At 71.1% G+C, this 22,639-nt stretch carries 20 protein-coding genes and 1 pseudogene; 9 read left to right on the top strand and 12 right to left on the bottom strand.

Features of this window, described 5'->3' with window-relative positions; all coding sequences use genetic code 11:
• Nucleotides 1-89: 89 nt before the first annotated feature.
• Both ACIF83_RS23520 and sph read left to right on the top strand, forming a co-directional pair.
• Nucleotides 90-543 (top strand): annotated as a pseudogene (locus tag ACIF83_RS23520) (cation:proton antiporter regulatory subunit); the annotation flags it as partial.
• A gap of 195 nt (nt 544-738) precedes the next feature.
• Entirely contained in the window at nt 739-1,722 is a 984-nt protein-coding gene (sph, locus tag ACIF83_RS23515) for a sphingomyelin phosphodiesterase (protein ID WP_399729611.1), read from the top strand.
• Here the strand turns inward: sph and ACIF83_RS23510 are convergent.
• The 7 genes from ACIF83_RS23510 to ACIF83_RS23480 form a co-directional block, all read right to left on the bottom strand.
• The gene (locus ACIF83_RS23510; RefSeq protein WP_393483405.1) at nt 1,695-3,332 is read right to left on the bottom strand and encodes an MFS transporter; all 1,638 of its coding nucleotides are present in this window, start codon (nt 3,330-3,332) and stop codon (nt 1,695-1,697) included. The genes sph and ACIF83_RS23510 overlap by 28 nt on opposite strands.
• A gap of 155 nt (nt 3,333-3,487) precedes the next feature.
• A complete protein-coding gene (locus ACIF83_RS23505; RefSeq protein WP_393483176.1) occupies nt 3,488-3,961 on the bottom strand; it encodes a MarR family winged helix-turn-helix transcriptional regulator in 474 nt (157 codons plus the stop codon).
• A gap of 72 nt (nt 3,962-4,033) precedes the next feature.
• Nucleotides 4,034-5,032 carry an MASE1 domain-containing protein gene (locus ACIF83_RS23500; protein WP_393483179.1) on the bottom strand — a complete coding sequence of 333 codons (999 nt, stop codon included), beginning with the start codon at nt 5,030-5,032 and terminating at the stop codon, nt 4,034-4,036.
• 59 nt (nt 5,033-5,091) lie between these two features.
• Entirely contained in the window at nt 5,092-5,961 is an 870-nt protein-coding gene (locus tag ACIF83_RS23495) for a PP2C family protein-serine/threonine phosphatase (RefSeq protein ID WP_398141005.1), read from the bottom strand.
• Between the two features lie 105 nt (nt 5,962-6,066).
• A complete protein-coding gene (locus ACIF83_RS23490) occupies nt 6,067-6,660 on the bottom strand; it encodes a DUF998 domain-containing protein (protein WP_399729606.1) in 594 nt (197 codons plus the stop codon).
• 196 nt (nt 6,661-6,856) lie between these two features.
• Nucleotides 6,857-7,549, bottom strand: coding sequence for an alpha/beta fold hydrolase (locus tag ACIF83_RS23485; protein ID WP_393483188.1), 693 nt, complete (start codon nt 7,547-7,549; stop codon nt 6,857-6,859).
• A 133-nt stretch (nt 7,550-7,682) separates the two neighbouring features.
• The gene (locus ACIF83_RS23480; protein WP_393483191.1) at nt 7,683-8,891 is read right to left on the bottom strand and encodes a hypothetical protein; all 1,209 of its coding nucleotides are present in this window, start codon (nt 8,889-8,891) and stop codon (nt 7,683-7,685) included.
• 144 nt (nt 8,892-9,035) lie between these two features.
• On the opposite strand from ACIF83_RS23480, the gene ACIF83_RS23475 reads away from it, so the two are divergent.
• A complete protein-coding gene (locus tag ACIF83_RS23475; protein ID WP_399729602.1) occupies nt 9,036-10,481 on the top strand; it encodes a glyceraldehyde-3-phosphate dehydrogenase in 1,446 nt (481 codons plus the stop codon).
• Between the two features lie 76 nt (nt 10,482-10,557).
• On the opposite strand, the gene ACIF83_RS23470 is transcribed toward ACIF83_RS23475, so the two are convergent.
• The 3 genes from ACIF83_RS23470 to ACIF83_RS23460 all read right to left on the bottom strand — a co-directional run bounded on the left by ACIF83_RS23470 (nt 10,558) and on the right by ACIF83_RS23460 (nt 14,682).
• Nucleotides 10,558-12,495 carry a collagenase gene (locus ACIF83_RS23470; protein WP_399729599.1) on the bottom strand — a complete coding sequence of 646 codons (1,938 nt, stop codon included), beginning with the start codon at nt 12,493-12,495 and terminating at the stop codon, nt 10,558-10,560.
• A gap of 149 nt (nt 12,496-12,644) precedes the next feature.
• Complete coding sequence (locus ACIF83_RS23465; RefSeq protein WP_393483200.1) at nt 12,645-13,598, bottom strand: LysR family transcriptional regulator; 954 nt, start codon at nt 13,596-13,598, stop codon at nt 12,645-12,647.
• 196 nt (nt 13,599-13,794) lie between these two features.
• Nucleotides 13,795-14,682 (bottom strand): NAD(P)-dependent oxidoreductase, encoded by an 888-nt coding sequence (locus ACIF83_RS23460; RefSeq protein ID WP_399729596.1) that lies wholly within the window; start codon nt 14,680-14,682, stop codon nt 13,795-13,797.
• Nucleotides 14,683-14,748: 66 nt separating this feature from the next.
• On the opposite strand from ACIF83_RS23460, the gene ACIF83_RS23455 reads away from it, so the two are divergent.
• The 6 genes from ACIF83_RS23455 (at nt 14,749) to ACIF83_RS23430 (ending at nt 21,041) form a co-directional block, all read left to right on the top strand.
• Nucleotides 14,749-15,099: a winged helix-turn-helix transcriptional regulator gene (locus tag ACIF83_RS23455; RefSeq protein ID WP_393483206.1), complete on the top strand. Its 351-nt coding sequence runs from the start codon at nt 14,749-14,751 to the stop codon at nt 15,097-15,099.
• 215 nt (nt 15,100-15,314) lie between these two features.
• The gene (locus tag ACIF83_RS23450) at nt 15,315-16,841 is read left to right on the top strand and encodes an alpha-N-arabinofuranosidase (protein ID WP_399729593.1); all 1,527 of its coding nucleotides are present in this window, start codon (nt 15,315-15,317) and stop codon (nt 16,839-16,841) included.
• A gap of 12 nt (nt 16,842-16,853) precedes the next feature.
• On the top strand, nt 16,854-18,146 hold the full coding sequence (locus tag ACIF83_RS23445) for a glycoside hydrolase family 27 protein (RefSeq protein ID WP_393483212.1): 1,293 nt from the start codon (nt 16,854-16,856) through the stop codon (nt 18,144-18,146).
• A 2-nt stretch (nt 18,147-18,148) separates the two neighbouring features.
• A complete protein-coding gene (locus ACIF83_RS23440; RefSeq protein WP_399729590.1) occupies nt 18,149-19,156 on the top strand; it encodes a LacI family DNA-binding transcriptional regulator in 1,008 nt (335 codons plus the stop codon).
• A gap of 98 nt (nt 19,157-19,254) precedes the next feature.
• A complete protein-coding gene (locus tag ACIF83_RS23435; RefSeq protein WP_399729587.1) occupies nt 19,255-19,824 on the top strand; it encodes a TetR/AcrR family transcriptional regulator in 570 nt (189 codons plus the stop codon).
• Between the two features lie 35 nt (nt 19,825-19,859).
• Nucleotides 19,860-21,041, top strand: a complete 1,182-nt coding sequence (locus ACIF83_RS23430; RefSeq protein ID WP_399729584.1) for a GDSL-type esterase/lipase family protein — start codon at nt 19,860-19,862, stop codon at nt 21,039-21,041.
• A gap of 25 nt (nt 21,042-21,066) precedes the next feature.
• Here ACIF83_RS23430 and ACIF83_RS23425 read toward each other — a convergent pair whose 3' ends face one another.
• Both ACIF83_RS23425 and ACIF83_RS23420 read right to left on the bottom strand, forming a co-directional pair.
• Nucleotides 21,067-21,738 carry a class F sortase gene (locus ACIF83_RS23425; protein WP_399729581.1) on the bottom strand — a complete coding sequence of 224 codons (672 nt, stop codon included), beginning with the start codon at nt 21,736-21,738 and terminating at the stop codon, nt 21,067-21,069.
• A gap of 110 nt (nt 21,739-21,848) precedes the next feature.
• On the bottom strand, nt 21,849-22,502 hold the full coding sequence (locus ACIF83_RS23420; RefSeq protein ID WP_393483224.1) for a hypothetical protein: 654 nt from the start codon (nt 22,500-22,502) through the stop codon (nt 21,849-21,851).
• Nucleotides 22,503-22,639: the final 137 nt, after the last annotated feature.

Below are 22,639 nucleotides of genomic sequence, written 5' to 3'. Positions count from 1 at the left end.
CCGGAACCCTTCACGCGGCCGATCGCCGTCAGGTTGGGCTTCCGGTAATGGTTTCACCAAGAAACCTTCAAGTCGGGCAGGGGGCAGCCATGAGTGCCGCACGCACGAGTACGACACCGTTGCCGGGCATCGGAGTCCGGTACGACCTCACGACCCGGGAGCGGCGCCGCCTGTCGGTGGTGGCCCACCACGACGGGTCGAGAACACTGAGCGCCTACCGCGGTAACGACCCCGACGCCTGCGCGCTGTCCGTCCGGCTCACCGGTGGAGAGGCGGAGGCGCTGGTCGAGGCGCTGAAGCCGACGCACCACAGCCCGAACCTGCTGTCCACCACCGAACTGGGTCTGGTGGCCGAGCGGGTCCGGCTGTCCGCGACGTCCCACTGGAACGGACGGCTGCTCGGCGACACCCGGATGCGCACCGAGACAGGCGTGTCGATCGTGGCCGTACTGCGTCCGGCGAGGCGATCCCCTCACCGGCCCCGACTTCCGGCTGGTCGGTGGGAACACGCTGATCGTGATCGGCACCCTTGAGGGTGTCGACCGGCCGAGGACGCGGCACCGCTGGAGGACGCGGTGGGGCGCCCCTGACTCGACGAGGTCGCGGTCGCCGCCCGACCGGACTCCCCACCTCCTCCGCTGTGTGCCATCTGTTGCCCGCATGGGTGTTACCTATGGGTAATCGCAGGTGATTTGATGTGCGGCGCCACTCAACCCCCTTCACCCACAGGGAGATCCAGTGACGCTCTTCGCACCCCGCCGTGCCCTCGGCGCGGCCGTGCTCGCCCTCGCCCTGCCCTCGGCGGCGCTCGCCGGTGCCACGCCGGCGACGGCAGCCGGGCAGGCACCGGCACTGAAGGTCCTGACGTACAACGTCTTCCTCATGAGCAAGAACCTGTACCCGAACTGGGGCCAGGACCACCGGGCCGCGGAGATCCCGAAGACGGCCTTCTTCCACGGCAACGACGTGGTCGTCCTCCAGGAGGCCTTCGACAACTCCGCGTCGAACGCGCTGAAGAGCGCGGCCGCGGCCGAATATCCGTACCAGACACCGGTGGTGGGCCGCAGCAAGGACGGCTGGGACGCGACAGGAGGCGCGTACTCGTCGACCACGCCCGAGGACGGCGGGGTCACCGTGCTGAGCAAGTGGCAGATCGTGCACAAGGAGCAGTACGTCTACAAGGACGCGTGCGGCGCGGACTGGTGGTCCAACAAGGGCTTCGCGTACGTCGTCCTGGACGTGAACGGCACCAGGGTGCACGTGGTCGGCACGCACGCGCAGTCCACGGATCCCGGGTGCGGTGCGGGTGAGGCGGCGGCGATGCGCAGCCGGCAGTTCAAGGCCATCGACGCGTTCCTGGACGCCAAGAACATCCCCGCCGACGAGGAGGTGCTGCTCGCGGGCGACCTCAACGTCGACTCGCGCAGCGGCGAGTACGCGTCCATGCTCTCCGACGCCGGTGTCGTCGGCGCCGACGCGCGCACCGGGCACCCGTACTCCTTCGACACGCAGGAGAACTCCATCGCTCACGACCGCTACCCGAACGACCCGCGCGAGGACCTCGACCACGTCCTCGCCCGCGCCGGTCACGCTCGCCCGGCGGAGTGGCGCAACGAGGTCGTCAAGGAGCGGTCGGCGCCCTGGACGGTGACCAGCTGGGGGACGTCGTACACGTACACGAACCTCTCGGACCACTACCCCTTGCGGGCGTACGCCGGATAGGAGCCCTTCGGGGTGTCGTCGCCGACGGGCTCGTGGCTTCCGCGCAGGGCGGAGGCGACGGCCGAGACCAGGGCCATGCCGGCGGCGACACCGAAGACGATGGTCAGGCCGTGGTGGAAGGGGCCGGAGACCAGCTGCGGGAAGAACGTGTGACCGGTCAGGGTGGCGCGCTGGGCTGCTGTCAGGTGGGCCGGCGCGCCGCCGGATCCGAGCAGGTGGCCGATGGGGTTGTTCCCCAGGAAGGTCGCGAAGAGGGTGCTGACCGGGGGCAGTGAGGCCACCTCGTGAGCGGTGCCGGCGGGCACCCCGTGCGCCTGGAGTCCGCTGCTGAGCGTCGACGGCAGCGAGGAGGCCAGCCCGGAGACCATCAGCGAGAAGAAGACGCCGATGGACAGGGCCGTGCCCGAGTTCTGGAAGGTGGACCGCATTCCGGAGGCCACCCCCCGGTGGCGGGCGGGGACGCTGCCCATCACGGACGAGGTGTTGGGCGCGGAGAACATGCCCTGGCCGAAGCCGTTGAGGAACAGCAGCGTGGCGAACGGGCCGTACGCGAAGTTCACGGGGAGCGCCAGCAGGCCCAGGAAGGAGCCCGCGACCACGATCAGGCCGGCCGTGGAGAACAGGCGGGCGCCGAACCGGTCCGAGAGGTAGCCGGAGACGGGGCCGGCGATCAGGAAGCCGAGGGTCAGCGGCAGCATGAAGATGCCGGCCCACAGCGGGGTGTCCTCGAAGTCGTAGCCGTGCAGCGGAAGCCAGATGCCCTGCAGCCAGATGATGAGCATGAACTGCAGCCCGCCGCGGGCGATCGCGGTCAGCAGGGCGGCCAGGTTGCCCGCGGCGAAGGCCCGCACCCGGAACAGGGACAACCGGAACATCGGCTCCGCGACCCGGGTCTCGGCCACGCAGAAGGCGAGCAGCAGGAGGACGCCGCCGATCAGACCCGTGAGCACCCAGGGGTTGGTCCATCCGGTGGCGTGGCCCCCGTAGGGCTGGATGCCGTAGGTGATGCCGGCGAGGAGGATGCCGGCGCCCGTGGCGAAGGTGATGTTGCCGAGCCAGTCGATCCGGCCGCGGCCGCCGGCCGCGGTCTCGCGCAGGCTGAGGTACGACCAGATCGTGCCGGTCACGCTGACCGGGACGCTGACCCAGAACACCGCGCGCCAGTCGACCGCGGCCAGCAGGCCGCCGGCGAGCAGGCCGAGGAACTGCCCCGCGAGCGCGGTGATCTGGTTGATGCCGAGGGCCATGCCGCGCTGCCGGGCCGGGAAGGCGTCGGTGAGGATGGCGGCCGAGTTGGCGGTGAGCATGGAGCCGCCGAATGCCTGCACTATGCGCCACAGGATCAGCCACAGGGCACCCGCGCCCGCCCGGAACGGGTCGAGGGACAGCGCGACGGAGGCACAGGCGAAGACCAGGAAGCCGAGGTTGTAGATGCGGACCCGGCCGAACATGTCGCCGAGCCGGCCGAGGACGACGACCAGCACGGCCGAGACCAGCAGATAGCCGAGGATCATCCACAGCAGGTAGCCGATGTTGCCCGCGGCGAGCGGGTCCAGGCCGATCCCGCGGAAGATCGCGGGCAGCGAGATGATCACGATGGAGGCGTCCATCGTGGCGATCAGGACGCCGAGCGTGGTGTTGGACAGGGCGACCCACTTGTAGCCGGGTCCTGGTGGGGTGTCCCGGAGGCGGGGGGAGCCGGCGAGCAGCCGGCCGCGCGGACTTTCGGCGGACCCGCCCGGAACGCTGCCCGGCGCCCGGCCGCTCACAGCTGTTCCGCCAGCCGGTCGAGGAGGGGCAGCGTGGCGCGCAGTGCGTCGCGCTCCTGCGGGGTGAACTCGTCCAGGGCGTGGGCGAGCCGTGCCACGGACTCGGAGCGGCGCTCCTCCAGAACGGCCCGGCCCGCGTCGGTGATCGACACGATGGCCCGTCGTCCGTCGGCCGCGTCGGGGGCACGGCTGACCAGTCCGCGCTGTTCGAGCCCGGCGAGCGTGGTGCCCATCGCCTGGGGGCGGACGCGCTCCAGCTCGGCGAGCGAGCCGGGCGAGTCCGGTCCGGCGGTGGCCAGCCGGGACAGCACGGACACACCGGAGAGGGTCACGTCCCCGACGGCGTGTGCCTGGCGCAGCCTGCGGACGGTCCGGCCCATGGCCAGCCGCAGTGCGGCGGCGAGCGCCGTGTTGTCCTGCGGCGCGCTCGGGGTGCGGGTGCCGTTCTCGGTCCTGTTCTCCACGTCCACGATTACTAACAATAGGTTTATCAGTCTGGACTGTTCAACCAAGTGTGCGTAATCGATGCCGGGCCGGGTTGGCTACGCCTCGGGCCACGGCCGGTCGTCGGGTTTCGGAGGGGGGCGGGGTGGCGGGGGCTCGCCCGCGGTGAGGTGTTCCAGGACCTGCACCAGTTCCTGGCAGGCCTGCTCGACGGAGCGGCGGGTGTTGCGCTGCTCGGTGATGACGGCCGACAACAGCAGCGCGGTGAGGGCCATCGCCCCGTTGAAGGCCTGGAGTTTCACCATGACCTCGATCCGGGTCAGCCCCGCGAACGCCCCGACGCTGTCCGTCGCGGCGACGGTGGCCAGCACGGACGTCATCAGCGCGCAGAGCATGCTGCCCACGAGTTCGAAGCGCAGGGCGGCCCAGATGATGAGCGGATAGACGAGGAAGAGCAGGCTGATCGAGCTGTAGGCGGCCAGCGGTACGACACAGAAGGCCACGATCGCCAGCGCGGTGGCCTCCTTCCAGCGCGCGAGCGACGGTGGCCAGCGGGCTCTGAACAGCAGCAGCAGGAGGGGAGTGACGATCAGGACGCCCATCGCGTCGCCCACCCACCACGCCAGCCAGACGGCCCAGAAGCTGTGCCCGGCCAGCTTGCCCGTGAGTACGAGGAGGCCGACGCCGATGGTCGAGCTGATCAGCATGGCGGTCAGCGCGCCGAGGAACACCAGGGCGAGGCCGTCGCGCAACCGGCTGAGGTCGGTGCGGAAGTGGGCTCGGCGCAGCAGCAGCGCCGCGCACACGGGTGCCGCGGTGTTGCCGAACAGGAAGCCGAGCACATCGGGGCTGAAGGTGGTCAGGTACAGGATGGCGAAGAGCGCCCCGAGTGCGACTCCGGGCCAGCAGCCCAGCCCGAAGAGCAGCAGGGCGGCGACGGCGACGCCGGTGGGCGGCCAGATGGGGGTGAACACGGAGCCCTCGACCACGAGCCGGCGCAGGAGCCCGAGCCGCGCCGCACCGTAGTAGCAGGCCGCGACGGCCAGCACCTGGACGACGTAGCCGCCCGGTCGGCGCAGATCCTCGAAACCCACCACAGCAGCAATCTCACACCGATGGCCCGCCCTCGGCGAGGCGAGAGCCGTCCGCTCCCGCTCTATGGCTGAAAGCCCGGCCTCCGACCGCCCCACCGGTCCGACAGCCACGCCCCCGGCCCGTCGAGGCCCACGACGAGCACGGCGGCGTCGTCCTCGTGTCCCACGCTCTCCGCACCCTTGATCACGGCCGCGGCCAGCGCGTGCGCCTCCAGTCCCGCGACGGCCGCGATGCCCGCGAGCCGCACCACCTGGTCGAGGCCGTCCTCGATGCTCAGCGACGGGCCCTCCACGACACCGTCGGTGAGCAGGACGAACACCCCGCCGGTGGTGAGCCGGTGCCGGGTCACCGGGTACTCCATGTCCGGCTCGATGCCGAGCGGTGGCCCGCCCTGGTCGTCCACCACGCCGGACTTTCCGTCCGCCGTGGCCCAGACGAAGGGGATGTGCCCGGCCCGCGCGCTCTCCAGGACGCCCGTGGCCGGGTCCAGGCGCATGAAGGTGCAGGTGGCGAACAGGTCGCTGCCCAGGGAGAGCAGCAGCTCATTGGTCCGGGCGAGGAGTTCGCCCGGCTCGCTGGTGACCGAGGCCAGGGCGCGCAGTCCGGCCCGGACCTGGCCCATGAAGGCGGCGGCCTCGATGTTGTGGCCCTGTACGTCGCCGATGCACAGTCCGATGCGGCCGTCGGGCAGGGCGAAGGCGTCGTACCAGTCGCCGCCCACGTTGAGGCCGTAGCAGGCGGGCGCGTACCGCACCGCGAGGTGCAGACCCGGGGCGGCGGGCAGGTCCCGGGGCAGCATGCCGCGCTGCAGCGCGATGGCCAGCTCGACCTGGGTGCGCTGCAGCTCCGCGCGCTCGCGTGCCTGGGCGGTGAGCGAACCGAGTCTGGCCAGCAGCTCGTCGCCGTCGTCCGTGGAGCGCTTGCGGGGCATCGATCACTTCCGGATGGGCGGTGACCCGTCGGGGCAAACGCCTAGATTTTATCTTTATAGGAGGATCCTGCCCCAGGGGCATTTCCCGCCCTGACACAGAGCTGGTCACCGAGCGTCCCGCACGGCCAGGCCCCGGGCGCCGAGGGCCGCCGCCCACACCAGCAGCGGGAACGCCGCGACCCGCTCCATGCCGCCCATGCCGAGCCCGAGGTAGTGGTGGGAGAGGAAGAGCCCGAAGGCGGTGAGTGCCACGGCGCCGAGCAGTCCGCTCCCCCACCGCAGGGGACGCGGCACGTCCAGAGCGGCTCCCGAAAGCAGCAGGCCGAGGTTGCCGGTCGCCATGATCAGCAGGGCGCCCAGGACGTGCTGGTTCTCGTGCACGTCCGCGGGCGCGAGCCCGGCCAGCACGAACCCGGCACCGGCACCGGCCAGCAGCAGCCGGGAGGCGGTCGCGGCCGCGCCGCGCCGCCACAGGGCACCGGTCAGCAGGACACCGGCGACGAACAGCACACCGAGGGTGACGAAGGAGACGTTCATCAGCGTGTGCTCGGGCGAGCAGATGTAGCGCGGTTCGGGGTCCGGTTGCCAGGCGCAGTGCGCATTGCCCAGATCACTGATGTTGTTCCGCGCCCAGCTGTACGGCCTCGCCCACGCCGACTCGACGACGCCGTGCAGGACGAAGAACTGCACCACTCCCACGACCCACGCCGCACACCCCCACCGATACCGCACCTGTCCGCCACCCCTCGGCTGCCCTCGTTCGACTCCGGTGCACACAGCCGATCACGCGGTAGGCACTCGGGGCACTGCGGCAGACCCCCGGAAGGCGGGTGAGGTTTTCCCCAGGGTGCGACTCAGCCGTACCGGGCCCGGCGTCCCAGCGGCGGACGCACGTTCACATCCATCCGTCCAGCGCCGACATGAACCCGTCGAAGTCGTCCCGGTAGAGGGTGTGCCCCGCCCCCGGGACGGTGCGGATCTCGAAGCCCCTGCGCGCCAACTCGCCCGCCGCCTGCGGGGACACGAGCCGGCTGGGGTCGGCCAGCATGACGAGTGAGGGCACCACCGGGCGGGCCGGGGTCCGGCTGACCGCGTAGGCGTCGGGGAGGGCGTGGGCGGTCGCGGGGTCCCAGTCGGCGAGCGTGGCCAACTCGATGTCCACGTCGGCCTCTTCCCACCGCGGGTTGAAGCCGGTGATCATCGCACGGGGCGCGTCCTTGAAGGACGGGAAGGCGGTGGCGGCCGCGGCGGCGTTGCCACCCAGCTCCCAGGCCGGGTCGCAGTAGACGGCCCGGTCCGGTGCGAGGCGCTCGACGGCGAGGGCCAGCGCCATGGCGCCGAGCGAGTGGCCGATCGCCAACTCCGGGCCCTTGGGCAGGGTTTCCACCAGATCGTCGGCCCAGATCTCGGCGCCGTACTCCCCCCGGCCGCTCGCGCCGTGCCCGCGCAGATCCACGCCGATGACCCGGTAGCCCTTGTCCGCCAGGGCCGGCGCGACCCGGCGCCAGGTCCTGTGGTCGGACATGATCCCGTGGACCAGGACAGCGATCCGGTCCCCGGTCCCCCACTCACGGGTGTGCAGCTTCATCAACACGCCTCTCTCGTCAGGACTCCGCACGATCTTTTCGGTGAACCGGTCCCGGATCCAGCCCATTCCGGGCGCGGGAGCCGCGTTTCCCTTGAAAGGCGGCCGACTTCCGCCCGCGCCCGGTCGCGGTGGCTCACAGCGGGGAGTGGGCCACCACCGTCACGTAGGCGCCGTACAGCAGGGACACGACGGCCAGGGCGCCGCCGACGAGCAGGGCCTGGGCCGGGCGTACCCGCCAGGTGCGGGCGAGGGCACGGGCCGGAGGGATCAGCAGGGGGAAGACCGGGAGCAGGAAGCGCGGCTTGGACGAGAACGAGCCGGAGCCGCCGACCACGAGCAGCACCAGCACCCCGGCGAAGACGACCAGGACGAGCGGGGCGCGGTCCAGGCAGAGCAGCCCGAAGAGGACGACGGAGACCGCGACGATCATCAGGGCGGCCGGGTAGACGAAGCCGCCGCCGTGCAGGAACAGCGCTCTGAGGAAGCGCAGGGCGCCGACGCCGAAGTCGAAGCGCGAGTCCCAGGCGCTCTGGATCTTGAAGTAGCCCCCCAGGGGGTCGCCGGTCTGCTGCCCCACCCACAGGACGTAGGCGAGCCAGCCCAGCGGGGCCATCAGGGCGCCGGCCCACAGGGTCGCGGGCACCCGGCCTCGCCGCCGCAGCACCTCCTGCGCGGCGGCGAGGCCGACGGCCGCCGCCACCGCGAATCCGGTCGGCCGGGACAGACCCGCCAGCGCGGCCAGCGAGCCTGCCCACAGCCAGCGGCCCCTGAGCACGCAGTACAGGGACCAGACGGCGAGCGCGGCGAAGAGGGACTCGGTGTAGGCGATGGTCAGCTCGACGGCGTGCGGCAGCACGGCCCACAGTCCGACCAGGGCGGTGGCGACGGCACGCCCGTACAGGTGGTGGGCGAGGACGTAGACGCCGTAGGCGGCCACGCCCGCGGCGGCCCAGGCGACGAGCAGCCCGGCCTGGCCGGGGGTGAGCGGGAGGACGGTGGTCAGGGCGCGGATGAGCCCGGGGTAGAGCGGGAAGAACGCCCAGTCGGCCTGTACCCCGCCGCTCGGGGTGATCCAGATGAGGTGCCCGTAGCCATGGGTGGCGATGTGCAGGTACCAGCGGGAGTCCCATGAGTGGGCCAGGCTCCTGACCAGCGGGTGCCCGGTGAGGTGGTTGGCGACGATCACGACGAGGATCCCGGCGATCCGGACCGCCGCGAACACCGCGAGGGCCGGCAGGGCGCCTTCGGGGATCCGGTGCCGGGCGACGAGGGGCAGGGCGGGGCCGCGGAAGGGGCGGGACGGGGCGGCCGGCTCGGGTCGGGGTACGGAGGACGTGCTCACCCTCAGACCATGGTCACGGCACTGCGGGCGTGCAATCCGCGACCCGGCTTTCTTACGGTCTTCCACCCTGATTCAGGACCCCCGTAAAGACCAGAAGCGGTTGTTGTTATCATCTGAGCGCTGCCTAGCTCGAAAGATGGATCTGTGACTGTCAACGACGACTCGTTCACCAACTGGAAGAACCGCGAGGAGATCGCGGAGTCGATGATCCCGATCATCGGGAAGCTGCACCGCGAGCGGGACGTGACCGTCCTGCTGCACAGCCGCTCCTTGGTGAACAAGTCGGTGGTCAGCATCCTGAAGACGCACCGCTTCGCCCGGCAGATCGCCGGCGAGGAGCTCTCGGTCACCGAGACCATGCCCTTCCTGCAGACCCTCACCACCCTCGATCTCGGCCCGTCCCAGATCGACATCGGCATGCTCGCCGCCACCTACAGGACCGACGACCGCGGTCTGTCGGTGGCCGAGTTCACCGCCGAGGCCGTCGCCGGCGCCACGGGTGCCAACAAGATCGAGCGCGGTGCCGGCCGCGACGTCGTCCTGTACGGCTTCGGCCGCATCGGCCGCCTCGTCGCCCGCCTGCTGATCGAGAAGGCCGGCTCCGGCAACGGCCTGCGCCTGCGTGCCATCGTCGTCCGCGGTGGCGGTGAGGCAGACCTCGTCAAGCGCGCCTCGCTGCTGCGCCGCGACTCGATCCACGGCCAGTTCAACGGCACCATCACCGTCGACGAGGCGACCAGCACGATCGTCGCCAACGGCAACGCGATCAAGGTGATCTACGCCAACGACCCCTCCGAGGTCGACTACACGGCGCACGGCATCAAGGACGCCATCCTCATCGACAACACCGGCAAGTGGCGCGACCGCGAGGGCCTCGCCAAGCACCTGCGCCCCGGTGTCGACAAGGTCGTCCTGACCGCCCCGGGCAAGGGCGACGTCCCGAACATCGTCCACGGCGTCAACCACGACACGATCAAGCCGGACGAGCAGATCCTGTCCTGCGCATCCTGCACCACCAACGCGATCGTCCCGCCGCTGAAGGCCATGGACGACGAGTTCGGCGTCCTGCGCGGTCACGTGGAGACCGTCCACTCGTTCACGAACGACCAGAACCTGCTGGACAACTACCACAAGGCCGACCGCCGCGGCCGCTCCGCGCCGCTCAACATGGTCATCACCGAGACCGGTGCCGCCTCCGCCGTCGCCAAGGCGCTGCCGGACCTCAAGGCCCCGATCACCGGCAGCTCGATCCGCGTCCCCGTCCCGGACGTCTCGATCGCCATCCTGAGCCTGCGTCTGGGTCGTGAGACCACCCGCGACGATGTCCTCGACTACCTCCGCGACGTCTCGCTGAACTCGCCGTTGAAGCGCCAGATCGACTTCACCACCGCCCCCGACGCCGTGTCCATGGACTTCGTCGGCTCGCGCCACGCCTCGATCGTCGACGCCGGCGCGACCAAGGTCGACGGCGACAACGCCATCCTCTACCTCTGGTACGACAACGAGTTCGGCTACTCCTGCCAGGTCGTCCGGGTCGTCCAGCACGTCTCGGGCGTCGAGTACCCGACGTACCCGGCGACAGCGGTCTGACACCGGGGACCCGCGTGACACGTGCGGCCGCCGACCGGGGTTCCGGTCGGCGGCCGTTCTGCTCGGGCGCGGGCGGTCAGGCCACCGAAGGCCTGGCGCAGGCGCCCGCGGCGCACGCCGTGAGCCACTGGTCGAAGTCGGCGTCGTAGCGGGTGCCGATGCCGTCGTGGTAGACGGCGTATCCGCCGGCGTAGTCACCGACACGGAAGCGGTCGAGCATGCGCTGCACGTCGTCGGGGTGCCGCTCGATCATGTAGCGCGCGGCGAGGTAGCCCCACGGATAGGTGCGGGTCACGTCGCTGTTGGCGTAGGTGTTCTCGAACAGGGTGCTCAGCCTGTACGTGTGCTTGGCGGCCTCCTGGATCGCCTGGTCGTCGGCGAGGCTCCGGTAGCTGTAGGAGACGTACTCGGCGAGGCCCTCGATCCACCACACGTCGGGCACCGAGGTCTGCTGGGTGAAGTCGCCCTTCATGTCGTCGCGGGCGTCGAGGAAGTGCGTGTACTCGTGGTTGAGGTTCCAGATCCGGGCCACGAAGCCGTCGTCGTAGTTCTTCTGGTACATGATCGACGTGACGTGGTTGGCCGGGTCGGACGGGTCGCCGTCGAGGGTCATACCGCCGTTGTCGGTGCTGATGCCGTAGATCGGACCGGCGTAGGTCTGGTAGTCGGTGCGGCTTGCGAAGACCACGAGCTGGATCATGGACACGTACTGTCCCGGTATCGCTCCGCCGGCCTTGACCAGGCCGCGGAAGTAGGTGCTCTGGTTCAGCACGCTGGCGCAGGCGGCGTCGAGGTCGTCGGCGGTCAGGGACTGGGCGAGGATCGTGACGTTCGCGTCGCAGTGGCGGCTGATCGGCAGAACGGCCTTGGTCAGCTTCGCCGGCAGGTCGCAGACGTCGTAGTAGGCGCAGTCGGCGCTGTCGTAGTAGTTGGCCTGCGTGGCCACGGCGACCCAGAGCCCGGCCGTGGGGCCGGTGATCCCGGTCCGGTCCAGCAGATCCTTGGTCAACGGCTGGACGGTCTCCCGCAGTTCCGGGTGCTCGACGTAACGGGCCAGGTTCATCCCGGCGTTGGAGTCCAGGAAGGCCAGATCGGTGCCGAGCTGGTCGGTGTTGGCCAGCGCGAAGTCGTACAGGGTGTCGATGATGCGCGGGTCGGCGTCGACCGCCTGCACGTACGCCGGGTTCCAGTTGCCGCGCCACAGCGGCGTGTAGACGTCGTTGACGGCCCTGACCATGCTGTCGACGGCGTCGTAGGAGCTGTCGTAGTCGCCCAGCAGCCGCCGGTAGACGGAGAGATAGCGGCCCTGCTGGTCGGCGCTGTCGGTGAGGATGACGGTCTCGCCGAGGATGTCACCGTTCGCGGCCGTCACGTCCCGGGAGCGGGACCGGGCGAAGAAGGTGTCCAGGCCGCCCGTGACGGCGGTGGTGAGCCGGGAGGTGTACGACCCCACGTCACCGGGGTGGTTGAACTGCACGTAGTAGCCCGCGCGCAGGAAGAGGACGAGCTGCAGCAGGCTGCCGGAGTTGTCGCCCTGGTACTGCCCGGCCGTACGCGTGAACGCGTTGGCGACGGTCAGCATCTGTGCCTGGCGGAAGATGTCGTGCGCGTCCCTGCCGGTGACCGAGAAGAGGGTGTTCACGCAGTCCGTGGAGGACACCTTCACGAACGAGACGAGGGCGGATCCGGTACGGCTGCCGAAGTCGGCCGGAGTGCAGGAGGCCGCCTTGGTCACACCGTGCGGGGCGGTCTCCATGCTGCGGGTGAACGTCGGTGCCTGGGGTGGGAGTTGGGCGGGGCTGAGACTCCTCGCCTGGGTCGCGGGTCGTTCGGTGCCACCGGTGGTCGGGCCGGTGGGGGGTGGCGCCGGGGTGTGCCTGCCGGGTGTGTGCGCGGCGGTACCGGAGTTCGACTGGGGTGCTGCCAGCGCCGGTGTGGACAGCAGGCCGGCCACGGTGACGCAGACGGCGGCGGCGCCGGCCATGCGTCTGGGCAGCGCGAAGCGATAGCGCATCGGGATTCCTCCACGAAGGGATGCGCCTCGGTGGGGTGTTGAGGCGTGTGTGGCACTGTCTCAGCGCGCCATCCGCACAAACAATGGCGTGTGACATAGCACATGGCACTACGGGCCCATAACATCGCGGCCTGCTGCGCCGACGGCCGCTACGCCCCGGCGATGCTCCAGGTGCGCGACGCCCAGGTCCTCAAGTGCGGTGCCTGGGCGACCAGATCGCGGTAGGCGCCGAGGGCCGACTGGAAGAGCGCCTCCACGACGTCGGCGGTGACGGTGTCGGGGCGCCAGGCGAGCACATAACGGCACCACAGCGGCGAGCCGGCCAGCGGCTTGACCGTGACGTGCGGGATCGGACGCAGCGTCGGCTGCACCAGGGACACACCGAGACCGTCGGCGATCATGCTCTGCAGCTGGGTCTGGTCGCCGAGGAACTCGTGTACGGCGACGGGGGTGAACCCGGCCGCGGCGCAGGCGTCGTAGAACACCCCGGGCCAGCCGGCGCCGTCGTCCGGGGTCACGAACCAGTCGTCCTCGGCCAGGTCGGCCAGCTGCACCTGGGCGCACTGGCGCAGGCGGTGGCGCGAGGGCAGGGCGACAAACGTCGGCTCGGTGACGATGCCGCGGTGTTGCACGTCGGTCGAGTGCCGCAGCTCCATGCCGGGGTAGTCGGCGGCGATGGCCGCGTCCACCGTGCCCTCCTCCAGCAGTTCGACGATCCGCGAGGAGGCGTAGACGCTGGTCACGGCGAGGGAGAGATCCGGCAGCCGGGTGCGGACGCGGGACACCGTGCCGGAGAGCATGGGCGAGTTGGTCGCGGCCACGCGCAGTGTACGGCGCGGCCGGGCGGTGGCGGGGCGGTGGCCGATGGCGTCGGCGCGAGCCAGCACGTCCCGGGCCTGGGCGACGACCTCGGCGCCGTACCGGGTGGGCCGCACTCCGCTCGCGCTCCGTTCGAAGAGCGGCTCGCCCAGGTGGCGCTCGATACGTCTGAGCTGGGTGCTCACGGCGGGCTGCGAGTACCCGAGGTGCGCTGCGGCACGGCCCACGCTGCCCGCGTCGGCGATCGCGCACAGCACACGCAGGTGCCGAAGCTCCAGCTCCATCGGTCCACTCCCCGTTTCGTCCCACGACCGGCTCCGGGAGACCGACCGTCTCCCGGGAAACCCATGCTCACAGCTTCGCCGGCCGTGGTCGCGGCCGGCGGACGGAAGCGTTCCATCGCACGGACGTGCGCACAAGTCGCAGGTCCGCGTCCGTTACGTTCCGTCCACCCGTCGGCACGGGGAGTCGCGGCCGGCTTCAGTGCCGGCCGAGTACCTCCGCGACCCGGATGAAGCCGTCCGTGCCGTGGCCCAGGCCGACGACCCGGCGAGCCATGCCCTCCGCCGCGCGCATCACGCCCGCGTCGATGCCGTGGACCTCGGAGAGGGCGACGACATGGGCCATGGTGGAGACGGCCGAGGTGATGGGGTTGATCGCCCCGGAGTAGGTGCCGCTGTCGGCGTCGTCCGCGAACTCCGCGAAGAGCGGCGGCAGGATGGTGCCGATGCCCTGGGCGAAGGGTGCCAGCTCCCGGGCGGTGACACCTTCCGCCCGGGCGATCGCCACGGCGTGCGCGTAGCCCGCCATCGCGGTCCAGAAGATGTCGAGCAGCGCGATGTCGAACGTGGCGGCGCGCCCGATCTCCTCGCCGAGGTGGGTGTGTGTTCCGCCCAGGGCCTCCAGCACCGGCAGCTGCTCCCGGAAGAGGTCCCGCGGGCCGCTGTGCAGGAACACGGCGTCGGGCGTGCCGACGCTCGGTGCGGGGGTCATGATCGCGCCGTCCAGGTAGCGGATGCCGTGGGCTGCGGCCCAGTCGGCCGTGTCCCGGGCGCGGTCGGGGGTGTCGGCGGTGAGGTTGACGACGGTACGGCCGTTCAGTGCCCGGGTGACGGCGCCCTGGCGCAGGACGGCGTCGGCCGCGTCGTAGTTCACCAGGCAGATGACGACCAGGTCGCTCGCGGCGGCGGCCTCCTCGGCGGTCGCGGCGCCGGCGGCGCCCTGTCCGAGCAGCTCGAGATCCCTGCCCGGCGTGCGGTTCCAGACCGTGGTGCGCAGCCCGGCCTTCAGGAAGGCGCCGGCCAGCGAGCGGCCCATCGGGCCCAGACCGAGCACGGTGACGGTGAAGCGTGCGGAGGGTGCAGACATGATTCGACTCCCGTACAAGTGAGAAATACGGCCGAACGGCCGGGCGGACGAACGAAGAGGACGAGGATGACGCGCAGCCGTGCCCAGGATCCGAACGTGTGCGGAGTGACCGCCGCGATCGCGGTGATCGACGGCAAGTGGAAGACCTCGCTGCTGTGGCTGCTGGAGTCCGGCCCGCACCGGCCGGGCGAGCTGCGGCGCCGGCTGCCGGGGCTGAGCGAGAAGGTGCTGACTCAGGCGCTGCGCGAGATGGAGTCGGACGGGCTGGTGCACCGGGAGGTGCACGACGTGCTGCCACCGAAGACCGTGTACTCGCTGACCGAATTCGGCCGCGACCTGGCCGAGGCCCTGGGCCCCCTGTCCGACTGGGGCCACCGCCGCCTGGAGCGGCTCGTCGCACCCCGGCCGACTTCCTGACGCCCCGTCAAGCTCACCTCCACTCCCCCCTGTCCGGTATCCCCTGACCTCGAAGAACAGCCTCTCCCGGTGGGGCGGGGCTGCCAAGTACCCACAAAAAGGTGGGTGTTCGCGGCCGGCCTCCGGTTCGCTGCCGCCCTCCGCTCCCTTGACGCGGCCGCGCCTTGATGCAAGCTTTTTTATCGATACAAACGATCTCGGATTGGAGTACCGTCGTGCCCACCGCCACCGCGATCATCAACCTCGACATCGAGGGTCCGACGATCAGCCGTCATCTCTACGGTCACTTCGCCGAGCATCTCGGGCGGTGTGTGTACGGCGGCTTCTGGGTCGGCGAGGACTCCCCGATCCCGAACGAGGGCGGCATCCGGCTCGACGTCGTCGAGGCGCTGCGCGCCCTGGACATCCCCAACCTCCGCTGGCCGGGCGGCTGTTTCGCCGACGAGTACCACTGGCAGGACGGCGTCGGCCCGCGTGAGCAGCGGCCCCGGATGGTCAACACCCACTGGGGCAACGTCGAGGAGAACAACCACTTCGGCACCCACGAGTTCATGGCCCTGTGCGAACTACTGGGCGCGGAGCCGTACATCAGCGGCAACGTCGGCAGCGGCACCGTCCGTGAGATGAGCGAGTGGGTCGAGTACCTGACCCGCGACGGCGACAGCCCCATGGTGCGACTCAGGAAGGCCAACGGCCGCGAGGAGCCGTGGCGGGTCAGGTTCTGGGGCATCGGAAACGAGACCTGGGGCTGCGGCGGCAACATGCGCGCCGAGTACTCCGCCGACCTGGCCCGGCAGTACGCCACGTACTGCCGCGACCACGGCGACAACAAGCTGTACCGCATCGCCTCGGGCGCCTCCGACGACGACTACAAGTGGACCGAGACGCTGATGCAGCAGATCAGCTGCTTCGGCTGCGAGGCCACCCCGCGCACGTACTTCCAGGGCGTCTCCGTCCACCACTACACGCTGACCGGACCGTGGGAGGCGAAGGGCAGCGCCACCGGGTTCGGCGTCGACGATCACTACCGCACGATGCTGTCCGCGCGAGGCGTGGACCGGATCCTCACCGGCCACTCCGCCGTCATGGACGTCTACGATCCACGGCGCACGGTCGGTCTCGTCCTGGACGAGTGGGGCACCTGGTGGGACGTGGAGCCCGGCACCGACCCCGGCTTCCTGTTCCAGCAGAACACCCTGCGGGACGCGCTCGTGGCGAGCACCCACTTCGACGTGTTCCACCGGCACGCGGCCCGCCTGTACATGGCCAACATCGCCCAGACGGTCAACGTCCTGCAGGCGATGCTCCTCACCGACGGGGACGCGCTGGTACTGACCCCGACGTACCACGTGTTCGAGATGAACAAGGGCCATCAGGACGCCACTTCGCTCCCCGTCCACCTGCGGACGGAGTCCGCCCGGCGCCGGGTCGGGGACGCCGAGCTGGAGACGGTGTCGGCCTCCGCCAGCGTCAAGGACGGATCGCTGCTCGTCTCGCTGAGCAACCTGGACGCCGAGGAGCCCGCCGAGGTGAGCCTGGACCTGCGCGGCGGCCGCGCCGGTGAGCCGTACGCCCGCGTCCTCACGGCCGACAAGCTGCAGACGCACAACACCCCGCAGGCACCTACGGCCGTCACACCCCGCCCCTTCGCGGACGTGACCGTCACCGGCCGGGGGCTGTCCCTCACCCTCCCGCCGCACTCGTTCGTCACGGTCCAGGCGCCCGTGACCCTCGCGGACTGAGCGGAGTCGAGCATGGACCGACCGATCCCCGCCCGGCACCTGCGCCCTCCGATGGGCTGGAACAGCTGGGACTGCTACGGCACCACGGTCACCGAGGACGAGGTGCTCGCCAACGCCGGGTTCCTGCGGGACCATCTGCTCGCACACGGCTGGGACACCGTGGTGGTGGACATCCAGTGGTACGAACCGACGGCCCGCGCCCACGGCTACAACCCGGACGCCCCGCTGGTCCTCGACGCCCACGGCCGCCAGCTCCCCGCCCCGAACCGGTTCCCGTCCGCCGCCGGCGGGGCCGGATTCGGCCCGCTCGCCCGGCGGGTGCACGACCTCGGCCTGCGCTTCGGCCTGCACATCATGCGCGGCATCCCACGCCGGGCCGTCGCCGCCCGGCTGCCCGTCGCCGACACCGGCTTCACCGCCGACGAGATCGCCGACACCGGCTCCGTCTGCCCCTGGAACTCCGACAACTACGGCCTGAACCACGACCATCCGGGCGCCCAGGCGTACTACGACTCCCAGGTCGCCCAGTTCGCCCGCTGGGGCGTGGACTTCGTCAAGGCCGACGACATGCTCTTCCCGTACCACGAGCGGGAGATCGCCGCGTACGCCCGGGCCGTCGAGCGCAGCGGCCGGCCGATCGAGCTGAGTCTCTCCCCCGGCACCGACGTCTCCCTCGCCCGTCTGGACCATCTGCGGGCGAACGCCACCATGTGGCGGGTCTGCGACGACCTGTGGGACCGCTGGGAGGACGTCGAGGCCCAGTTCGCCCGGATGGCCCGGTGGGCTCCCTGGCAGGACGAAGACGGCTGGGCGGACGCCGACATGCTGCCCCTGGGCCGGATCGGCATCCGCGCCGAGCGCGGCGAGGAGCGGCTGTGCCGGCTCACCCGGCCGGAACAGATCAGCCTGCTCACCCTGTGGCTGATCTCCCGCTCGCCGCTGATGATGGGCGGCGACCTGCCCGGCAGCCCGCCGGAGACGCTCGAACTGCTCACCAACGACGAAGCGTTGGCCGTGCTGTGGCACAGCACCGGCAACCGCGAGGTGCTCCGCGAGGGCGACCTCGTCCTGTGGACCGCCCGCGACACCGACGGGGCCACCCGCTACGCGGCCGTGTTCTGCCTGGCCGACGAACCCCGCCGGTTCCGGGTGCCGCTCGGCTCGGTCGGCTCCCGCCCCGGCGACCGCGTCCGTGAACTGTGGACCCGTACCGGCACCCCGCACGACGGCCGCCACCTGACCGTCGACCTGCCCGCCCACGGTGCCGCCCTCTATCGTCTTGCGGAGGACACCGGGCGGGAGTGAGCGTGGCGACGATCCAGGACGTGGCGAAGGCGGCCGGGGTGTCGGCGATGACCGTCTCCAACGTCATCAACGACCACCCCAACGTCCGCCCCGCCACCCGGCAGCGCGTCCTGGAGGCGATGGCCCGGCTCGACTACCGCGTCAACGTGGCCGCCCGCAATCTGCGCAAGGGCCGTACCGGAACCATCGGTCTCGCCGTCCCCGAGGTGAACCGCCCGTACTACGGCCGGCTGGCCGCCGCCATCATCACGGCGGCGGCCCGGCACGGCCTGCGGGTGAGCATCGAACAGACCGGTGCCCGACGGGAGGACGAGCTGGCGGCTCTGTCCCTGTCCCGCAACCGGCTCTACGACGGGCTCATCCTGGCCACCGTCGGCATGGGCCCGGCCGACGTCGGCTCCCTCAGGGTCGACCACCCCGTGGTCATCCTGGGTGAGCGGATCTTCGGCGGCCCCGTGGACCACGTCGCGATGCCCAACGTGGAGGCGGCCTCGGCCGCGACCCGGCACCTGATCGAGCGTGGCTGCCGGCGCATAGCCATCCTGTGCGGGGAGCTGCGCGACGAGGTCGACGTGTCGAGCCTGCGCCATGCCGGCTACCGGCAGGCGTTGGAGGCGGCGGGCCTGCCCGTGGATCCGGAGCTGGTGCAGAGCGTGCCGTCGCTCACCATGGACGCCGCCGCCCGGCGGGCCCGGGCGATGGCGGCGGACGGACTGCGCTTCGACGGCGTGTTCTGTGTGACGGACACCGTGGCGATGGGCGCGCTGCGCGGCCTGGCCGATGCCGGGGTGCGGGTGCCCGGGCAGGTCAAGGTGATCGGCTTCGACAACGTCGACGAGAGCGCGTTCCTCGTGCCCTCGCTGTCCACCGTGGACCCGGACCACGACCTGATGGCCGAGCGGGCGGTCGCTCTGCTGGCCGCACGGATCGGGCGGGCGGGGCCGCCGGTGGACCAGGAGGAGTTCGTCAGCCGTTTCTCCCTGGTCGTCCGCGAGTCGACGGGCGGCTGACACCTTCCTCAGGCATCGAGTCCCACTACAGCGCTATCCCGTTTGCCTAAAAGTTTTAGGCAGCTGCATAATCAGTATCGGTAAATGGGAGGAAGCTTATGGTGCGCGCAGGACTGACCGCGGAGCGTCTCGTCCGTGCGGGAGCGGAGCTGGCCGACGAGGTCGGCTTCGAACAGGTGACGGTGTCCGCGCTGGCCCGGCGTTTCGACGTCAAGGTCGCCAGCCTGTACTCGCACCTGAAGAACTCCCAGGAGCTGAAGACCGGGATCGCCCTGCTCGCGCTGGAGGAACTCGCCGACCGCGCCGCCGACGCGTTGGCCGGCCGGGCCGGCAAGGACGCCCTCCAGGCCTTCGCGAACGTCTACCGCGACTACGCCCAGGAGCACCCCGGCCGCTACGAGGCGGCCCGGTTCCGGCTCGACCCGGAGGCCGCCGCCGCGAGCGCCGGCGGCCGGCACGCCCAGATGACCCGGGCGATCCTGCGCGGCTACGACCTGACCGAGCCCGACCAGACCCATGCGGTCCGGCTGCTCGGCAGTGTCTTCCACGGCTACGTCAGCCTCGAGTCGGCCGGCGGGTTCAGCCACAGCGCACCCGACTCGCAGGAGTCCTGGACCCGGATCCTGGACGCCCTCGACGCACTGCTGCGCAACTGGCCGACGCCCTGACTCCCCCTCCCCCTCCTATCGACAGGCTCGCACCGATGTCCTCGTACGACTGGCTCACCGTCCCCCTGACCGCCGACCTCATACGCGGCGCCCTCGACCTGGAGCGCACCGAACACGGACTGCTGCCGCACCGGCTTCCGGCCCGGGCCCGGGCCCAGTGCGCCGACCCGCAGCTGCGCATGGTGGAGGCCCAGCCGTCGGGCGTGCGGCTGGCCCTCCGCACGCGCGCCACCGCCGTCGAGCTCGACACGCTGCCGACCAAACGGGTCTACGTCGGCGCCCCGCCGCGCCCGGACGGCGTGTACGACCTGCTCGTCGACGGGCGCCCGGCCGGCAGCGCGTCCGTCACCGGCGGCAACACCCTGACCATCGACATGGCCGCCGGCACCGCCGAGCAGCGGCCCGGCCCGGTCGGCACCGTGCGCTTCACCGGCCTGCCCGCCGCGATGAAGGACGTCGAGATCTGGCTGCCGCACAACGAGACCACCGAACTGGTCGCCCTGCGCGCCGACGCGACCGTCGAGCCGGTGCCGGACCGGGGTCGCAAGGTGTGGCTGCACCACGGCAGTTCCATCAGCCACGGCTCCGACGCCGCGAGCCCCACCACCACCTGGCCGGCGCTCGCCGCCGCGCTCGGCGGGGTGGAGCTGATCAATCTCGGCCTGGGCGGCAGCGCTCTCCTCGACCCGTTCACCGCCCGCACACTGCGCGACACTCCCGCCGACCTGATCAGCGTCAAGCTCGGCATCAACGTGGTCAACACCGACCTGATGCGGCTGCGCGCCTTCGGCCCCGCCGTGCACGGCTTCCTCGACACCATCCGCGAGGGCCGGCCGGACACCCCTCTCCTCGTGATCTCCCCGATCCTGTGCCCCATCCACGAGGACACGCCGGGCCCGTGCGCCCTGGACCTCGGCTCCCTGAGTTCGGGGCAGTTGCGGTTCCGGGCCACCGGCGATCCGGCGGAGCGGGCGTACGGCAAACTCACCCTGGGAGTCATCCGGGAGGAACTGGCCCGGATCGTACGGCAGCGGTCCGCCGAGGATCCGCACCTCTACCACCTCGACGGCCGCGACCTGTACGGGGAGACAGACAGCGCCGAGCTGCCGCTGCCCGACGACCTCCACCCGAACGCCGCCACGCACCGCCGGATCGGCGAGCGCTTCGCCGCGCTGGCCTTCGCCCCGGGCGGCCCCTTCGCGGACGGCGCCGTCTGACCCGTGCTACCGGTCCGCCGGGGCGTCACACGAGGTGGGCGAAGACCACCAGGTTGTCGGTGTAGTCCTTCACCGAGTGGTCGTAGTCCCCCGCGCAGGTGATGAGCCGGGCCTCGGGGCGCGCCGTGTCGGCGTACACGCGCTTGCTCGGGAAGTCGTCCTTGGCGAAGGTCTCCGTGTCGTCCACGACGAAGTTCGCCCGCCGCCCGTCGGCCCGGTCGACGGAGAACCGGTCGCCGGCCTCCAGCTGATCGAGGTTGGCGAAGACGGCCGCGGAGGTCACCGTGTCGACGTGTCCGGCGATGATGGACGTGCCCGCCTCGCCGGGCGAGGCGCCTTCGGAGTACCAGCCGACCAGGTTGGTGTTGGCCGCCGGCGGGGGCTCGAGCCGGCCGGAGGGGTCGAGGGAGAGGGCCGCGAAGGGGGCGTCCACGGAGATCTTCGGGATGAGGAGCCGGATCGGCACGGAGTGGGGCAGCGGCAGGCCCGCCCGGTGGGAGTCGCCCGTCGCGGCGCCGGTCGCGCCCGCGGTACGGGATACGTCCGGGGTGTCGTTCACACCGTGATGCCCGCCGAACAGGCTGACGGCGAGGACGGCGATCGCCACGCCCCACAGGGTCAGCCGGCCGCCGAAGCCGGGGGTCGGCTGGTCCGTCGCCGGTTCGGCGGGGGGCGGGGAGGAGGGATCTGCTGACATCGGACACCACCTCACTCGGGCACGGCAGCAAGCGGATCGGGGTTCGGGGGCGGGCCGCCGGCACGGTGTGCGCCGGCGGCGGCCGCATCCCCTGGCATGTGGGAGTCCGGTCAGGACGCCGGCTCGGCGGCCTTCTTCCGACGCAGTGCGTACATGCCTGCGGCGCCTACCGCGAGCACGGCGAGCCCGCCCGTGGTGACACCGGGCGTGGCGAGGGCGCCGCCTCCGGTGTGCATGCCGCCGCGCGGCTTGTCCTGGTCGTCACCGCCGCCGCCCCAGTCGTCCTTGTCCCCCTTGCCGCTGCCGCTGTCCTCCTTGTCCCCCTTGCCACTGTCTCCCTTGTCTCCCTTATCTCCCTTGTCCCCGCTGTCCTCGTCCTTGTTCTTGTAGGTCTCCGGGTCGAACCTGCTGTCGTCGCTGCTCGAACTCCAATCGTCGTCACCCCGCACCGCGGCGAGGGCACCGCCGCCCGTGTGCATTCCGCCGCGCGGCGAGTCGTGGCTGCCGCCGTTGTCGCGGTCCGTGCTGTAGTCGTTGTCGTGGTCGCTGTCCGACCCCTTGTCGTGGCCGCCGCCGGAGCCCTTGTCGTGGCCACCGCCGGAATCACTGTCGTCGCCGGAATCGCTGTCTTGGTTCCTGCTGTGCGAGGAGTCGTCACGGCCGCCGTCGTCCCCGGCCGATACGGCGAACACGGCGCCGGGTGTGGCAAAGGAGAGGGCGGCCGCGGCGGCAGCCGTGGCGAGCAGGATGCGGGCAGAACGCATGTCGAGGTCCTTCCGCCGTGGCCGGGCAGCGGATTCGACATCGGCTGAATGAACCCGGCCTCGACATGAACCACCGTCAGTCAGGCGGTTGCCGCGCACCATCCGGGCCGCCCAGCCGGGTCACCGCTCCACCCGTC

Origin of the sequence: Streptomyces sp. NPDC085866 (assembly GCF_044541035.1) — a bacterium.
GTDB lineage: Bacteria > Actinomycetota > Actinomycetes > Streptomycetales > Streptomycetaceae > Streptomyces.
The sequence above is the reverse complement of the archived record's forward strand: the minus strand, read 5'-3'. Positions and strand labels throughout refer to the sequence as shown.

Coding starts and splice junctions, on each gene's coding strand:
- ACIF83_RS23435 (WP_399729587.1), top strand. CDS start 19,255: ATGGTGCGCGCAGGACTGACCGCGGAGCGTCTCGTCCGTGCGGGAGCG.
- ACIF83_RS23470 (WP_399729599.1), bottom strand. CDS start 12,495: ATGCGCTATCGCTTCGCGCTGCCCAGACGCATGGCCGGCGCCGCCGCC.
- ACIF83_RS23510 (WP_393483405.1), bottom strand. CDS start 3,332: ATGGACGCCTCCATCGTGATCATCTCGCTGCCCGCGATCTTCCGCGGG.
- ACIF83_RS23485 (WP_393483188.1), bottom strand. CDS start 7,549: ATGAAGCTGCACACCCGTGAGTGGGGGACCGGGGACCGGATCGCTGTC.
- ACIF83_RS23430 (WP_399729584.1), top strand. CDS start 19,860: ATGTCCTCGTACGACTGGCTCACCGTCCCCCTGACCGCCGACCTCATA.
- ACIF83_RS23460 (WP_399729596.1), bottom strand. CDS start 14,682: ATGTCTGCACCCTCCGCACGCTTCACCGTCACCGTGCTCGGTCTGGGC.
- ACIF83_RS23465 (WP_393483200.1), bottom strand. CDS start 13,598: ATGGAGCTGGAGCTTCGGCACCTGCGTGTGCTGTGCGCGATCGCCGAC.
- ACIF83_RS23425 (WP_399729581.1), bottom strand. CDS start 21,738: ATGTCAGCAGATCCCTCCTCCCCGCCCCCCGCCGAACCGGCGACGGAC.
- ACIF83_RS23455 (WP_393483206.1), top strand. CDS start 14,749: ATGACGCGCAGCCGTGCCCAGGATCCGAACGTGTGCGGAGTGACCGCC.
- ACIF83_RS23445 (WP_393483212.1), top strand. CDS start 16,854: ATGGACCGACCGATCCCCGCCCGGCACCTGCGCCCTCCGATGGGCTGG.
- ACIF83_RS23495 (WP_398141005.1), bottom strand. CDS start 5,961: ATGCCCCGCAAGCGCTCCACGGACGACGGCGACGAGCTGCTGGCCAGA.
- ACIF83_RS23420 (WP_393483224.1), bottom strand. CDS start 22,502: ATGCGTTCTGCCCGCATCCTGCTCGCCACGGCTGCCGCCGCGGCCGCC.